The following is a 14,180-nucleotide window of genomic DNA, read 5'->3' as shown; positions in this document are numbered from 1 at the left end:
ATTGTGGCCCTAAAATGCGCCTTAAAGGTTAACAAAGGGTTTCCAACCTAGAGGAGTTACCCACAAGTGAAGCAAGAAACCGCCGAAACGATTGCGCTTAAAATCCTTGTCTGGATCGTCGGAAATGACGAAATTTTACCTATTTTTCTGAGCTCTACAGGATTGGGCGAAGACGATCTGCGCGCCCGCGCAGGCGAGACTGAATTGTTAACGGCTGTTCTTGATTTTATAACCATGAATGATGAGTGGGTTAACGATTGCGCCACTAGTATTAGCATCGACCCGCATGATTTTTTGAAAGCGCGCCAATCCATGCCCGGCGGCGCAGATATTCATTGGACGTGACCATGACCCAGACTTTAAACAAGCCTGCCAAAGCCATTTTGTTTGATAAAGACGGCACGCTGTTTGATTTTCAAAAAACATGGGCGCCTTGGGCTGCCGCGATGATTGCAGATTTGGCGCGGGGCGAAAAGGCTGTGCTGGCCAAAGCAGGTCAGGCGGTTCCGCAAGATCTTGATCGCCAGATCGCACATACTGTCGGTTTTGATTTAGACAATGGCGCGTTTCAAGCTGACAGCTTGGCCGTGGCCGGTACCGCATACGAGGTGGCGCAGGCTTTGTCGCAGGTCATCACGGGACTTAGCGATAGCGAAGTTCTTGATTATCTGATGCCGTCAAAAATGAGCATGACGCCAGTGGTCGTGCCTCAATTGAAGCAAGCGCTTGAAGGCTTGAAACAGGCAGGGTTTCGCCTTGGCGTTGTGACAAATGATTTTGAACATGTGGCGCGTGAGCATTTGGAACAGGTCAATATTTCTGAACTGTTCGAAGTCGTTATCGGCTGCGACAGCGGCCATGGTGCCAAACCCGCACCTGAGGGCTGTCTGGCGGCTGCGGCACATTTAGCGGTGCCCGCGCCCGATACATATATGGTGGGCGATAGTTTACATGACCTAGAGGCCGCGCAGCGCGCAGGCATGCGCCCGATCGGGGTTTTGACGGGCACTGCAAGCCGCGATGATTTGGCGCATCTTGCTGCACATGTATTCGCAGATGTTGCCGATTTCGTTAGATTTTTAACGAAAAGCCCGCTCTGACGCAGGCCGAAATCGCTGTAAGTTGCCCTAAGGTCAATAAAAAATGACGCTGCGTGTTTTTTTTGATTAATCCATGGGCATTGGCACTTTTTTAAGTCCTCTGGCTTACAACAGCCCTTAGTAAGGTAAGAGGGCCTGTATTTCATGCATGGTATGATAAATCGCGCGATTCAGTGCTTTGTCCGCGACACATATGGTCCAGAAATTTGGGCCTCGGTTGCTGAACAAACAGATTTTGGATCAGACAGCTTTGAAGCGATGCTAAGCTATCCAGATGGGGTCACCATTCGGTTGCTCAGTGCGGCTGCGCGCAGTTTGGAAAAACCTGTCGATGCCATGCTGGAAGATCTGGGCACCTATTTGGTGTCTCATCCCAATGTCGAAGCCATTCGCAGATTGTTGCGTTTTGGCGGTGATGAATTTACCGAATTTATGTTTTCCTTAAATGAAATCGAGGGGCGGTCTCGTCTCGCCTTGCCTGATCTTGAAGTGCCCAAATTAAACATTTTTGAAAATGAAGATGGCAGTCATACTTTGACCTGCCAGCATTCGATGCCAGGATTTGGCTATGCGATGCTCGGCGTCATGCGCGCCATGGCTGATGATTATGGCGCTTTGGTCTTTTTGGAACATCAAGGATGGCGCGATTCAGGTGAAGAGGTGATTAATATTCAACTGTTGGAAGAAGCCTTTTCCGAAGGGCGCAGTTTTGACCTCTCCGCGAAGGCGGTGTGACGATGGCTTTGGTCACCCAACTTGAGGCCAGCGCGCTGGACCGTTTGATGCCGATGCATTTGATTTTGGATGCGCAGGGCATCATCACAAAAATCGGGCCTACCCTGTGCAAATTGCGCGGCGAATCAGCGATGCTGGGCCACAATTTTTTCGACGTATTTGATCTGCGTGATGACGGTCGAAAATCTGCCAATACGATCATTCCAGATGATAAGAAACTCTACATGACATTCAAGTCAGGGGTATCGACGCCGCTTAAAGGGATTGCCACTCCCATGGCCAATAGCACGGATATGTTGTTGAACCTGTCGTTTGGCATTTCTGTTGTGGATGCTGTTCATGATTATCGGCTGACGGCTGGGGATTTCGCAGCGACAGATCTGGCGATCGAAATGCTCTATCTTGTGGAAGCCAAATCAGCTGTTTTGGAAGAAACCAAACAGTTAAATACGCGCCTGCAAGGGGCAAAGGTCGCAGCCGAAGAACAAGCCTATACCGATACGCTTACAGGTTTGAAAAACCGCCGTGCCATGGACCATGTGCTGGGCAGAATGATCCGCGCAGGTGTGCCTTTTGCTTTGATGCACATTGATCTGGATTACTTCAAAGACGTGAACGACACGCTTGGTCACGCGGCGGGGGATGTCGTTTTGCAAAATGTTGCCAAAGTCTTGGTCGATGAAACACGAGCCGAAGATTTGGTGGCCCGTGTCGGCGGGGATGAGTTCATTGTGGTGATGCATAAGATGACGGATGCGGATCAGTTGATGAAGGTGGCCGAACGTATCATCGCGCAGCTTGAAATCCCTGTTCCTTTCAATGATACAGTTTGCCGTATTTCAGGATCGGTGGGGATCACAACCACTGAGCAATATGACCAAATTGATGCAGAGCAAATGATGCACAATGCGGATACGGCGCTATATGCTTCAAAACACCAAGGACGGGCCTGCGCAAATTTCTATGTTGCGGGGATGCCGACTTTGGCGGACCAAGATTTGCCAAATGCTGCCGCACGCAGATAGGTGCTTTTTCGATTGGGGGGGCAACAGACTGAAGTCACGATGTTCATGAGGCTAGATGTGTTTAAAGCTCCTAGTCTCGCACACTTGACCTTCGGCTTATGGTGCTCAGATCACAAAAGATCTGCGCTGCATGGCTCAAACTCGTCGCAAAGGCATGCTAAAACACGCCGTGTTTTGAGCGTGTTGTTATTCATATTTTTGTGGAAATTAATCCGCCAATGGCAGTCCCTAGGGGAATTGAACCCCTCTTTCCAGGTTGAAAACCTGGCGTCCTAACCGATAGACGAAGGGACCGCGCTTGGCGTGAGGCGGTGTTTAAGTCAGCTGTGTGCAAAGCGCAAGGGGGCCAATGCAGAAAATTTGAAAAATTGTTATCTTTAAATTCAACAGCTCCCTAGGCGCAAAGGGTTAGCCCCTTGATGCACATTTGTGGTTGCAAAGCGTAGGGCATCAGTGCGTCGCATAGGGTTTATCAGACAAAAATCTGTTTTAGGTTTATGCGAAATTTTAGGGGAGGGATATTAACGTCAATGGCAGTCCCTAGGGGAATTGAACCCCTCTTTCCAGGTTGAAAACCTGGCGTCCTAACCGATAGACGAAGGGACCGCAATTGACGTGAGCTGGTGTTTAGGCGACCAGCCGTTGCTGCGCAAGAGATAAATTGCAGGCCAGTTCATTTTTTTTGAACGAGCTGAAATCACGAAGGATTTAAGCCTCCGCAGCGTCTTCTAGGCGCAGTTGCACTGATTGACGCCCGCCCCAAGTATTGATTTCCAACCGTCCAGCCAAGTGAAACCGCTTGCCGCCATGAGATTCGAGAGCAGGGCCAAGTTTGGTGTCAAAAGCCCCAAAACAAATCGCATCCAAGCGCGGACCTTGGCCATCGGAAAACGTGACCTTCAGGTGGCTTTCCCCGACGCGTTTTGCAAAGTGAATCATACAAGATGGAAAAGCAAAGCGCGGTGCGGCCGCGGATGCCCCGTAAGGGCCTGCGGATTCGATCTTGTTGATCAATTCAATTGTGGCTGCCCCAGGCATCAATAAGGAATCGAGTTTCAAATCTGCGGGGCCTGCATCGCCAGCACCTTGTTTGCTCAAAAGTTCTGACAGGCGCGCCATGGCTGGCTCCAACTGATCGCGCATCACGGTCAGGCCAGCGGCCATTTTATGACCACCGCCTTTCACCAATAAGCCCTCGGCGGCGAGGCGTTGAATGGATGCGCCCAAATCAACACCAGAAATCGAACGGCCTGAGCCTTTGCCCTCATCGCCATCAAACCCGATCACGATGGCAGGGCGGTTGGTCGATTCTTTTAGCCGCGAGGCCACGATCCCCACAACCCCTGGATGCCAACCATCGGCGGCGGCCCAAACCAAAGGACCGTCCAAGCCGCGCTGGGCAGCTTGATCTAGCGCAGCCTCGCGTACTTTGCCTTCGATTTCGCGTCGCTCGGTGTTGAGATAGTCCAGACGCTCAGCCAACATCTGGGCTTCGACTTCGTCAGTGGAGGTCAAAAGTCGGGCGCCTAAATCAGCCGCTCCGATGCGCCCGCCTGCATTGATGCGCGGGCCAAGAAGAAAACCCAAACTATAGGAGGTGGGCGCCGCATCCATGCGCGATACATCAGCCAGTTTGCGCAGGCCAACCCGCTCACGATCCGCCATAACCCGCAGACCTTGGCGCACAAGCGCACGGTTGACGCCAATCAGCGGCGCCACATCCGCCACGGTGCCAAGGGCGACCAAATCAAGATACCGCATCAAATTGGGGCCGCGAATGTTATCCCCACGGAGGCGGCGATTCACATCGACGAGCAGCAAAAACACCACGCCTGCGGCACAAAGATGCGCCAAATCGCCTGTCTCATCTTGGCGGTTTGGATTTACCACGGCCACACATTCAGGCAGAGTTTCCCCGCCCAAGTGGTGATCCAGCACGACAACATCCGCGCCTTTTGCAGCCTGAATTGGACCATGTGAAAGGGTGCCGCAGTCAACGCAGACAATCAGATCATGATCTCGTGCGAGTGCTTGCATGGCTTCATTATTCGGGCCGTAACCTTCGTCAATGCGGTCTGGAATATAGAGCGTCGCGCTATGGCCCATATCGCGCAAAAAGGTGATCAACAGTGCAGCCGAGGTCGCACCATCCACGTCATAATCGGCAAACACAGCAATGCGTTCGCGGTTTTTGAGAGCTTTGATGAACCTTTGGGCCGCAGGTTCCATATCTTTCAAGACCATCGGGTCGGGCAGCAAGTCTTTGAGCGAGGGGGCCAAAAATGCTGCTGCACTGTCTTGATCCACCCCGCGCCGTGTCAGGGTTTGGCACAGGGGCAGGGGCAGATCTGTGTGCTGCGCCATGGCTTCGGCCAAGCGGTCGTTTTCAGGCGATGGACCCACCCAACGGCGGCCATTCAATGAGACGGAAACGTTTAAAAAATCACTCATAAGCCTTTAATGCCTGCACCTGCGCTCTGTTGCAATCGTACTGGTTAAGGTTTGGTCTTTTGGGTCTGATAAAGGCGTGAAATTCTTGTGGTGTGACGATTTATAGGGCTGCGAGGATCGCATCTGTGTCGCGTGCTGTGGCGAATTCACCGTGGATTTGATGGATCGCGCTGTCATGGATTTGCTTAGGCGTCATAGCGGGGGCATTTGACCACGATGTATCGCCATTGCGCGCAAAGGCGGCGCAGGCGTCATGGGCCAGCGTAACGCGAAATCCTAAATTTGCAGCCATCCGCGTGGTGGTCGACACGCAGTGGGGCGTGGTCAGTCCGCAGATCGTAAGGTCGGTGATCTTAAGCGCGCGCAAAGAGTGTTCTAGGTCTGTGCCGATAAAGGCGGAATTCACGGATTTCTCGATGATCTTTTCGCCTGCATCTGGCTGCACCATATCTTTGAAAGCGGCGCCTGCGCCTGTAAGCGGACTGCCCGTTTCAGTTGATATATGCTTGACATGAAACACAAAAAGACCTTGCGCGCGAAATGCGCTCAGCAGTTTGGCGGCGTTGTCTTCTGCATCTAAATTGTTGCGCGGCCCCCAAAAGGGGTCGTCAAAGCCCTGTTGAATATCAATCAAAATCAGCGCCTTGGTCATAGGACGGGCCTTGAATTAAAGCTGTTCGATACGGATAGCGACAGCGGGAGAGGCCAAGACGCCCGTGGTCTCCATCGCCGCGATAGCGCTGTCTAAAGCCTCGCGGCTCACGGGATCTGTTACGATCAAAACAGGGGCAATTTTCGGATCTTCATCTTGTCCGTATTGGCGCATCCGATCAATCGACACACCACTATCGCCAAGGGCTGTGGTGATCTTTGCCATGCTGCCAGGTTTGTCCACCAAAGCGAGGCGCAAGTAATAGGAGGCAGGGGTCGCAGCAACCGCAGGTGTCGCTTTGATAAGGCTCGCAGCAGGTTGACCAAAGGTGGTCAAACGCGTGCCACGGGCGATATCCATGATATCTGACATCACAGCAGAGGCGGTTGGCCCCATGCCTGCACCCGCACCGCGCAAAACGATTTGGCCCACTTCATCGCCTTCCAGCACCACCATATTTGTGCCGCCGTCCAATTGGCCCAAGGGCGATGTTTGAGGCACAAGGCAGGGGGTCATGCGTTGCTCGAGGCCGCGCGCTGACATTTGCGTGACGCCTAAAAGTTTGATTTTGTAGCCCATATCAGCGGCATGAGCGATATCGTCATTGCTGATGCGTTCGATACCTTCCAGTTCGACCGCGCCAAAGCTGACTTGGGTGCCAAAAGCGACAGAGGCCAAAAGCGATAGTTTATGCCCCGCATCAATGCCGCCCACATCCAGTTGCGGATCAGCCTCGAGATAGCCCAAACGCGCACATTCATCGAAGAGGGCGTTATAGCCTTGGCCTGTGGCCTCCATACGGGTCAGGATATAGTTACAGGTGCCATTCATCACGCCGATAACGCGTGTGATGCCATTGCCAGCCAGTCCTTCTGTCAGTGCCTTCATCACGGGGATACCCCCTGCGACGGCGGCCTCAAAGCGCAACACAGCATCATTGGATTCTGCCAGCTCGGCCAAGGCCTGACCGTGATGGGCTAAGAGCGCTTTATTGGCGGTGACGACATCTTTGCCCAAAGCAAGCGCTGCTTCTGTGGCCGCTTTGGCAGGGCCATCAGAGCCGCCCATAAGTTCGACAAAGATATCCACATCTTCGCGCTGAGCCAATTTGACAGGATCGTCTTCCCAACCGTAGCCAGACAGATCATAGCCGCGATCTTTGCCTTTCGACCGTGCGGCCACAGCAGAGATCACCACAGGTCTACCTGCGCGCAGGGCCAAAAGATCAGCTTTTTCTTGGATGATTTTGACCACGCCCATTCCAACAGTGCCAAGCCCTGCAAGTCCGAGACGAAGGGGCGTTTTGGCGGTAGCAGAATGGGTCATTTGGGGCTCCAAAATCTAAAATGAACGTGAGTGTCTGTTAGCGGGTTCTGGGGGACTGTGCAACTGAATGACGCTTTGGCCGTGCGGCCTTGGGCGGATGCGCGGGTTTAGCGGCGGGCTTGGGCACGGCGCAGGGCGGCTTGCAGGCGGCTGCGCGTGGCTGCGTCAAGCACTGGCCCCGACATTCGGGCAGCGCGCGCGCGCAGGTTTGCGCCGCGTTGAGAGGTTGCTGCGCGTTGATCTTGCGCTGTCTGCGCACCCGTTGTGCCTGTGGTTTGCGCAGTTTGATCAAAGGTTTGCACCAATTGTCGAGAGCTGAGCAATTGCGGCCAAGGGGCATTTTTATCCATCGGAGTCGTGCGTTGGCTGACATCTGGCGGGGCAGAACAGGCAAGCGTCGTTGCACAAAGCAAACAGGCCGCGATGGCACGCATATGACCCCAAGGGGCAATCGGTGCAAAGAACGGGGCAGGGCTGCGCATATCAGATGGAATCCGTGGGTTGTTTGATGTCCAGACCTTAGCTTGCGCAGCCCAGCTGAGCAATGCGCTGCGCGCATTCATCGGATATCCTTTCAAGCTGCGGCTGCTGCGGGGCGGAAACGGGCTGGATTTCGCTTTATTGTAAGGCGCGCCCGCGCTAGTCAGTGGGGCGCAATAGAAACGCGTCACCAACACCCGTCACCAACAGGAGAGAGCGCAGATGAGCGATTTAGGGACAGACCAACCAGTGCAATCAGCTGAAACGACGCCGCTGTATCGATTGTCAGCCACAATTGCCCGTCGTGTTTCGGCCGTTGCGATCTTGGCTGTGCTTGGGCTTTTGTTGTTGTGGATTTTGGTCTCCACGCCGCCTGCTGCTGTTGCGGGTAAGGCGTTTTTGGCGCTGATGGGAGGGCTGGCCCTTTGGGGCGCTGCGCGTTTGTGGCAGGCCACTGGGGTTGATATTTTGATGACCGAAGATGACCTGCGTGAAGAAAACGGGCGCATTTTGTGCACCATGGATCAGATTGAACGGGTGGAACGCGGCACTTTTGCGTTCAAGCCTTCCAACGGGTTTGTTGTTGTTTTGAAAGACAAATCAGCGCGCGCTTGGGCTCCAGGCCTGTGGTGGCGCATGGGGCGTCGCATTGGTGTTGGGGGGGTGACTGCAGCGGGTGCAGGTAAAGCCATGGCGGATGTTTTGGCTGCGCGGATCACATATGACGGCCGCCTTGATTAAGGCGCCCGCCATGTGACTGTGCTTTGCCGCTGATGGCTTTAGCGGGTTCCGCGGTGATGGCGACCGCCGTAGGTGCCATAGGTGTCTGTGGGTTGGACATCATCGCCCGAAGCTGGAGTGCCACCGCCAGAGCTGCCATCATCAAAGACCACCTGTGTGGCAAAACGCGGTTTCGTGGCGACAAAATCGGCCACTGAAAAGGCATTTAGGCCGATGTTAAAGAGCGGGTTGAAGTCATTGCTAGCCTCAAGCACCAAAATCGTTTCCCCAAGCGCAAGAAGGGGCAGGCGTTCTTGTATATCCGCAATATCCGTCAAGGGCGGCACGCTATTGGCACCGTAAGACCATTGCAATTCATAAGCGCCCTCTCCGTCATCAATTGACCATGTTACAGAAGACACCCGTAGGTAGTTGCTGTCAGCATTGGTCAAAAATTGATAGATGTCAGACAAACCTTCGATAAAGTTGCTATCGACAGGCTCTGTTTGTCGCGACAGATAATCTGAAACCGTATAGGTTGCTTTGTTTGACAGGCCTTTTAGCTGAAAGGCCGCGAAATAGGTGTAGATGAACATCAAGCCGAAAAAGATGACGGGCAAGACTAAGATCGCTTCGACCGACATAGAGCCATGTTCACTGCGCCCATAACGCGCCCCGATTTGACGGGCGCGAAGAAGATTGCGAAAGATTTTCATACTGTCACCCTATGTGTTTGGTTCGTTGACGAAGCCAGCGGTGGAAACCATCGCATAGCCAGAGCCTTCGCTGCGTTGCAGATGTGCGCCAAGCCAAGTGGTTGGAAAGATCGGATCGACGAGCACACAGGCGCGCACCAGCATCAATTCATTTTCTGCCCCGTCTTTAAACACTGTCGCAGGTTCAACCTTTGCCTTGCGATCTTTGCACTGCGCGTAAGATTTGGGCGCAACGAAGTCATCAGCGTTCACAGGTTCCAAGGCGATGTGGATGTTTTCTTCACAGTCGCGCACATAGCTGGAATAGTCACAAACTGTGCTTTTCAATGTAGCGATATCGACGGTTTGCATGCGTCCCAACCGCACATCGCGTACAGCCATATCCAGACCGCGGTCCAGCGTAGCTGAGGACACAGTGTAGTAGCCCACCTCATATCCGCCCATCAAGATAAACATGAACAGCGGAAAGATGATTGAAAATTCAATCGTGGATGATCCGTCATCTCGAGCGGCATAGGTTTTGAAACACCTTGTGAAGCGTTCACACAAGAGGCGTTTGAAGCGCAATGTACTGATCATTCTACCAATCGCAATTCTGTGATTTTGGTTGCAACCGCGCCGAAGGCTTCTGCAATTTGCAGGCCGTCTGCATCGAAGTAATGCGATGGCGACGAGGCGCAGGTCTTTAGAATAGACGCCGCATCGCTCGGGGCTTCAAAGCCGATTGTGAAAACGATGATCCCTTTGTCTTTTGCCGCTTGGCATGTGGTCAGCAGGCGTTCGTCTTTGGTCGAGCTGCCGACAGAGTGACGGGTCCAAGCCAGCCAGTTGTAGTAGTCATTTGAATTGCCTGACGCTTCATAGCGGGTGTAGGCATGGCTTTCGACAGTGAAGCGTTGCCAAACTTCAGGCCATTCCAGTTTGCGTGCCGCGTCGCCGCCATACGGGCTGGTGTAATAGCTGTCATTATGCGGCGCATAGTAGCGTGTTTGCGTCGTACAGCCGTACCACCAACTGCATGAGTTTTGCGTTGTTTTGAAGGATACGCGATCGTTTGTTGGGTGCACGTAGATATCAGATTCGCCGCGGCGGTAGTTTTCGGGCATGTAATATTGCGCGGTGTTCACACCATCAGTCATCACAACCATGACTTTCAAAGTCGCCGAAGAAAATTCATGCGGGCGCTGGGCGATCACGGTCTCGGTCACTGTGTCGACCACCTCGGTTACGCCATCTAATGTATCGTCAACGATGCCGCCCAATACGCTCCCCAAAACTTCATCCTCGATGACGTTGCCATCGATATCCAAAGCAATCGCATTGTCGATGCCCTGCGTGGATGGGTCCAGCAATGCAGCCCCCCATTTAACGCCAACATCGATAGACGTATTGCCATCGGCCACGAGGCCTTCGATCTTGTCGGTGACCTCTGTCAAAGTCGTCGCAAAGGGCAGCACGCGGTTACCTTCATCGGGGTTGCAAACTTCCAAGCTTGTGCCAGAGTTTGGGGGCAGATAGTTGAACGGATCAAAATGCATGGTTTGTTCGTAATACTGGCCGTCTAAGACAGTCTTTTGATCAATTTCGGTGGTGTAAAAATCATTCCCTTGAAAGTTCACACAATGCGATAACTCATGGGCGTCATCGCGCGCCAAATGCGATGCCATCACGGGGCCGATGTTCACTTGTGTCGCATAGGGGACCACCGACACAGCCACATGGCCTTCGGCCGAATTGTTGAACACGGTCGAGGCAAATTCACGCCCCGCGATTTCAAGGTTGTCCAAGCGGCTGTCGTTGTTCATGGAGCCTGACACATCAAGCACCAAGGCGACTTCAAGTTCGGCCATGCCCTGTTCTGCTGCGCCTGAGCCAATCAGTTCTAGGTTGTCGATGCCAGAGATGCGTAAGAAAAAGGTCGGAATATCTGCGGTCACCGTTGCCGTGACGCGACGACCGTAGCCTGCACCTTCGACTTTTACACTTTCCAGATATTCGGTCAGTCCCGCTTTGGCGAAATAATCTTCTACAACATCGCGCGCTTCTGCGGATGTTTGTCTATTGGCCGCAGCCAAAACAGCGCGGTCCAATGTGTTTTGCAATTCTGTGCGCAGGGTCTCATGGCGGATCATATCAACGCCGATCCCAGCCAGTACAAGAACTATGATAAAGGTGAAGATACCGAAGATGATCAAGGATCCATCTTCGTCACGTGTATAGCTGCGCGAAAGCGATCTAAGTCGGATCAACTTTGCCTGACATGTGCGTATCGCAGGAAAACTGCGCAGTTTTTGCGCGCCGTTTCGATAAGTTTTTGTCGTTCCAAACATTGTTGCACCGCTTCGCGTTGTCTAGCGTGGTGCCCCCAATCCCTGCCGATGCGTCGCGGACTTGCTTAAGGTCCACATCGACACGTTAATATTGCGCATACTTGCCCGTAAGTAAAACAAATCTGTTAACGATTGTGCGAAAATGCAAGTTAACGAATTTTTAACCATAATTGGTGCGAAAAAATGGGAGCGGTGCCACGATGGTGCCATAAGTTCGAAAAGTTGCCTTATTGTCGCCACAATTTGATCATTTCACCGCCACGACTGCCGCAGCTTTGCCGCAGGGGCTGCGAATCAATTTTCCAAGACCCCAGCGCAAAAAGTGATGGAATATGCGTGAAACAGATATCACAGGCGCTGGACTCTGGCGCGTGACAGGTCGATAATTGCGCCATGTCATTACCGCCCGGATTTCTTGATGAATTGCGCAGCCGAAGTTCCTTGACCCAAGTGGTCGGGCGTAAAGTCATGTGGGATGCACGCAAGTCCAATCAGGGCAAAGGCGATATGTGGGCGCCATGCCCGTTTCACCAAGAAAAATCTGCCTCTTTCCATGTCGATGACCGTCAGGGATTTTACTATTGTTTTGGCTGTCATGCCAAAGGGGACGCGATTACCTTTATCCGCGAAACCGAAAACGTTAGCTTTATGGAAGCGGTCGAAATTTTGGCAGGCGAAGTGGGGATGCCCATGCCTGCACGCGATCCAAAGGCGCAACAAAAATCTGACAAACGCAGTGAACTGGCCGAAGTCACTGAAGCCGCTGTGCGGTTTTTCCGCATGAGTTTGTCCCAAGGGGCAGGCGCGGCAGCACGCGACTATCTGGATGGTCGCGGCATGTCGCAAGAGACCCGCGACCGTTTTGAAATCGGGTATGCGCCGAACGGCAACGCTTTGCTGGCCCATCTAAAAGACAACGGCATTTCCGAAGAACTGGCCATCGAAGCGGGGGTTGCCGCCAAACCTGATGACGGGCGCGGCGCTTATGATTTTTACCGCGACCGAATTATTTTCCCCATCCGCGATCCACGCGGGCGTGCTATTTCCTTTGGTGGGCGCTCGATGGACCCGAACGCGCGGGCCAAATATCTGAACGGGCCAGAGCGGCTTTTGTTCGATAAGGGGGCCGCGCTATACAACCACGGCGGCGCGCGCACGGCCTGCGGCAAAGGGCAAACTTTGGTCGTGGCAGAGGGCTATATGGATGTCATTGCCCTCAGTGAAGCTGGGTTCGAGGCCACAGTCGCGCCCTTGGGTACCGCTGTGACGGAACGCCAATTGCAACTGATGTGGCGCATGCACCCCGAGCCGGTGATTGCGCTCGACGGCGACAAAGCGGGGCTACGCGCGGCAATGCGGGTGATTGATTTGGCGATGCCTTTGCTGGAGGCTGGGAAGTCCTTGCGTTTTGCGATCATGCCCGAAGGCAAAGACCCTGATGATTTGATAAAAGCCGAAGGTCGCGCAGGGATGCGGGCTGTGCTTGAGGGCGCTGTGCCTATGGTATCATTGCTGTGGCAGCGCGAAACGTCTGGTAAGGTTTTTGACAGTCCAGAACGGCGCGCCATGTTAGATAAGGCGTTGCGCGATGCGATTACGCCAATCAAAGACCGTTCGATCAAGCGGCATTACGGCGAGATTTTGAAAGACATGCGGTTTGAGCTGTTTCAATCCAAACGCACCCAAAGCGAAACTGCGCTGAGTGATCCTTTCGCGGGGGGCTTTGATTTGGATATGCCGCCTGCGCCTGAATACGGCGCGGGGTATGATGATCGGTATGTGCCGTCAAATTCAGGGCCATCGGATGCGCCCAGCTATGGCGAGCAGAATTTTAATGGCGATGGCCGCGGCTCAGGCCCGAAACGCAGATCCAATTTTGAGGATCGCCCCAAACGCGTTTGGGATGCGAAAACCAAATCTTTCAAATTGCCAGCTGTGCCTGTGCCCAGCACCAAATCATCTGTGATCAATTCAACCGATGAGGCCTATGTGGATTTCTTGCGTGAAGCGGTGATTTTGGCCACGGCTTTGCGTAATCCCAGCGTGATTTTGGACTTCGAATCCAAACTTGAGTCTCTGCACCCAAGTGATGCGGATCATGCAAAAATTCTGCACGCTTTGCTGACCCACGCAGATGAAACTGATGCGCAGGCGCTTTGGGGTAAAGTTTGTGCTGACTGCACTGCGCCAGCCCTTGATAGATTGATGGCGCACCCCCATGTCCAGATTGCGCCTGCAGTCAAACGCCCTGATATTGAGATGGCACAGATGTGTCTGTCGGAAGAATTGGCAAAACTAAAAGCGCGCCGTGGATATTCTACGGAATTGAAAGACGGCATTTTGGATATGGTTGCAGCCGATGATGAAAACGTCACATGGCGTTTGGCGCAGGCCGCAGAGGCGCGCAACAAAGCGACCAAGGCAGAAGCCGAGGATCGCGCTGAATACGATATCGGTGCCAATGGCGCTGAAATGAAACGCGAAGAACGCCGCGCCTTGGATGATCTTATCGCCAGCCTGTCCATTTCCAAAGGGGCAGGGGGCGGGGCTAAGTAACCACCTGCCTAAAAAAATGGCGCGTGATTGTCTTGCCGCAGTCTTAACCTGAGGTGCGCCGCCCACTGGTGCATGTTGGATTAAGGAAA

The 14,180-nt window shown here is 53.3% G+C and carries 13 protein-coding genes and 2 tRNA genes; 6 read left to right on the top strand and 9 right to left on the bottom strand.

All coding sequences use genetic code 11. The features are described from left to right. The first annotated feature begins 66 nt into the window (after positions 1-66). From EDD53_RS05635 to EDD53_RS05620, 4 genes are all read left to right on the top strand, one after another. On the top strand, positions 67-345 hold the full coding sequence (locus tag EDD53_RS05635) for a DUF3572 domain-containing protein (protein ID WP_123792181.1): 279 nt from the start codon (positions 67-69) through the stop codon (positions 343-345). Positions 346-347: 2 nt separating this feature from the next. Then, the gene (locus EDD53_RS05630) at positions 348-1,100 is read left to right on the top strand and encodes an HAD family hydrolase (RefSeq protein WP_123792180.1); all 753 of its coding nucleotides are present in this window, start codon (positions 348-350) and stop codon (positions 1,098-1,100) included. Between the two features lie 144 nt (positions 1,101-1,244). Continuing rightward, the gene (locus EDD53_RS05625; RefSeq protein ID WP_123792179.1) at positions 1,245-1,835 is read left to right on the top strand and encodes a heme NO-binding domain-containing protein; all 591 of its coding nucleotides are present in this window, start codon (positions 1,245-1,247) and stop codon (positions 1,833-1,835) included. 2 nt (positions 1,836-1,837) lie between these two features. Further along, the gene (locus EDD53_RS05620; RefSeq protein WP_123792178.1) at positions 1,838-2,860 is read left to right on the top strand and encodes a GGDEF domain-containing protein; all 1,023 of its coding nucleotides are present in this window, start codon (positions 1,838-1,840) and stop codon (positions 2,858-2,860) included. 219 nt (positions 2,861-3,079) lie between these two features. Here EDD53_RS05620 and EDD53_RS05615 read toward each other — a convergent pair. The 6 genes from EDD53_RS05615 to EDD53_RS05590 all read right to left on the bottom strand — a co-directional run bounded on the left by EDD53_RS05615 (position 3,080) and on the right by EDD53_RS05590 (position 7,852). Continuing rightward, positions 3,080-3,154: transfer RNA gene (locus EDD53_RS05615), tRNA-Glu, on the bottom strand. A gap of 237 nt (positions 3,155-3,391) precedes the next feature. Then, positions 3,392-3,466: transfer RNA gene (locus EDD53_RS05610), tRNA-Glu, on the bottom strand. 102 nt (positions 3,467-3,568) lie between these two features. Then, entirely contained in the window at positions 3,569-5,311 is a 1,743-nt protein-coding gene (gene recJ, locus EDD53_RS05605; protein WP_123792177.1) for a single-stranded-DNA-specific exonuclease RecJ, read from the bottom strand. Positions 5,312-5,411: 100 nt separating this feature from the next. After that, complete coding sequence (locus EDD53_RS05600; protein WP_123792176.1) at positions 5,412-5,963, bottom strand: cysteine hydrolase family protein; 552 nt, start codon at positions 5,961-5,963, stop codon at positions 5,412-5,414. A 15-nt stretch (positions 5,964-5,978) separates the two neighbouring features. Further along, positions 5,979-7,289: a homoserine dehydrogenase gene (locus tag EDD53_RS05595; protein ID WP_123792175.1), complete on the bottom strand. Its 1,311-nt coding sequence runs from the start codon at positions 7,287-7,289 to the stop codon at positions 5,979-5,981. 107 nt (positions 7,290-7,396) lie between these two features. Next, the gene (locus tag EDD53_RS05590; RefSeq protein WP_123792174.1) at positions 7,397-7,852 is read right to left on the bottom strand and encodes a hypothetical protein; all 456 of its coding nucleotides are present in this window, start codon (positions 7,850-7,852) and stop codon (positions 7,397-7,399) included. A 139-nt stretch (positions 7,853-7,991) separates the two neighbouring features. Between EDD53_RS05590 and EDD53_RS05585 the strand changes: the two genes are divergently transcribed. Then, positions 7,992-8,510, top strand: coding sequence for a hypothetical protein (locus tag EDD53_RS05585; RefSeq protein ID WP_123792173.1), 519 nt, complete (start codon positions 7,992-7,994; stop codon positions 8,508-8,510). Positions 8,511-8,548: 38 nt separating this feature from the next. Here EDD53_RS05585 and EDD53_RS05580 read toward each other — a convergent pair whose 3' ends face one another. The 3 genes from EDD53_RS05580 to EDD53_RS05570 are packed head-to-tail and all read right to left on the bottom strand — an operon-like array spanning position 8,549 to position 11,535. Continuing rightward, complete coding sequence (locus EDD53_RS05580; protein WP_123792172.1) at positions 8,549-9,205, bottom strand: TadE/TadG family type IV pilus assembly protein; 657 nt, start codon at positions 9,203-9,205, stop codon at positions 8,549-8,551. A gap of 9 nt (positions 9,206-9,214) precedes the next feature. Beyond that, on the bottom strand, positions 9,215-9,784 hold the full coding sequence (locus tag EDD53_RS05575) for a TadE/TadG family type IV pilus assembly protein (RefSeq protein ID WP_123792171.1): 570 nt from the start codon (positions 9,782-9,784) through the stop codon (positions 9,215-9,217). Further along, positions 9,781-11,535: a pilus assembly protein TadG-related protein gene (locus EDD53_RS05570; RefSeq protein WP_123792170.1), complete on the bottom strand. Its 1,755-nt coding sequence runs from the start codon at positions 11,533-11,535 to the stop codon at positions 9,781-9,783. The genes EDD53_RS05575 and EDD53_RS05570 overlap by 4 nt, the downstream gene beginning before the upstream one ends. 393 nt (positions 11,536-11,928) lie before the next feature. On the opposite strand from EDD53_RS05570, the gene dnaG reads away from it, so the two are divergent. Continuing rightward, entirely contained in the window at positions 11,929-14,091 is a 2,163-nt protein-coding gene (gene dnaG, locus EDD53_RS05565; RefSeq protein ID WP_123792169.1) for a DNA primase, read from the top strand. Positions 14,092-14,180 lie beyond the last annotated feature (89 nt).

The sequence above is a fragment of the Pacificibacter maritimus genome (assembly GCF_003814915.1).
Taxonomy (GTDB): Bacteria; Pseudomonadota; Alphaproteobacteria; order Rhodobacterales; family Rhodobacteraceae; genus Celeribacter; species Celeribacter maritimus.
The sequence above is the reverse complement of the archived record's forward strand: the minus strand, read 5'-3'. Positions and strand labels throughout refer to the sequence as shown.

Bases quoted from the DNA above. Each gene is read 5' to 3' on its own strand.
- EDD53_RS05630 (WP_123792180.1), top strand. From the start codon at position 348: ATGACCCAGACTTTAAACAAGCCTGCCAAAGCCATTTTGTTTGATAAA.
- EDD53_RS05625 (WP_123792179.1), top strand. From the start codon at position 1,245: ATGCATGGTATGATAAATCGCGCGATTCAGTGCTTTGTCCGCGACACA.
- EDD53_RS05620 (WP_123792178.1), top strand. From the start codon at position 1,838: ATGGCTTTGGTCACCCAACTTGAGGCCAGCGCGCTGGACCGTTTGATG.
- recJ (WP_123792177.1), bottom strand. From the start codon at position 5,311: ATGAGTGATTTTTTAAACGTTTCCGTCTCATTGAATGGCCGCCGTTGG.
- EDD53_RS05600 (WP_123792176.1), bottom strand. From the start codon at position 5,963: ATGACCAAGGCGCTGATTTTGATTGATATTCAACAGGGCTTTGACGAC.
- EDD53_RS05595 (WP_123792175.1), bottom strand. From the start codon at position 7,289: ATGACCCATTCTGCTACCGCCAAAACGCCCCTTCGTCTCGGACTTGCA.
- EDD53_RS05590 (WP_123792174.1), bottom strand. From the start codon at position 7,852: ATGAATGCGCGCAGCGCATTGCTCAGCTGGGCTGCGCAAGCTAAGGTC.
- EDD53_RS05585 (WP_123792173.1), top strand. From the start codon at position 7,992: ATGAGCGATTTAGGGACAGACCAACCAGTGCAATCAGCTGAAACGACG.
- EDD53_RS05580 (WP_123792172.1), bottom strand. From the start codon at position 9,205: ATGAAAATCTTTCGCAATCTTCTTCGCGCCCGTCAAATCGGGGCGCGT.
- EDD53_RS05575 (WP_123792171.1), bottom strand. From the start codon at position 9,784: ATGATCAGTACATTGCGCTTCAAACGCCTCTTGTGTGAACGCTTCACA.
- EDD53_RS05570 (WP_123792170.1), bottom strand. From the start codon at position 11,535: ATGTTTGGAACGACAAAAACTTATCGAAACGGCGCGCAAAAACTGCGC.
- dnaG (WP_123792169.1), top strand. From the start codon at position 11,929: ATGTCATTACCGCCCGGATTTCTTGATGAATTGCGCAGCCGAAGTTCC.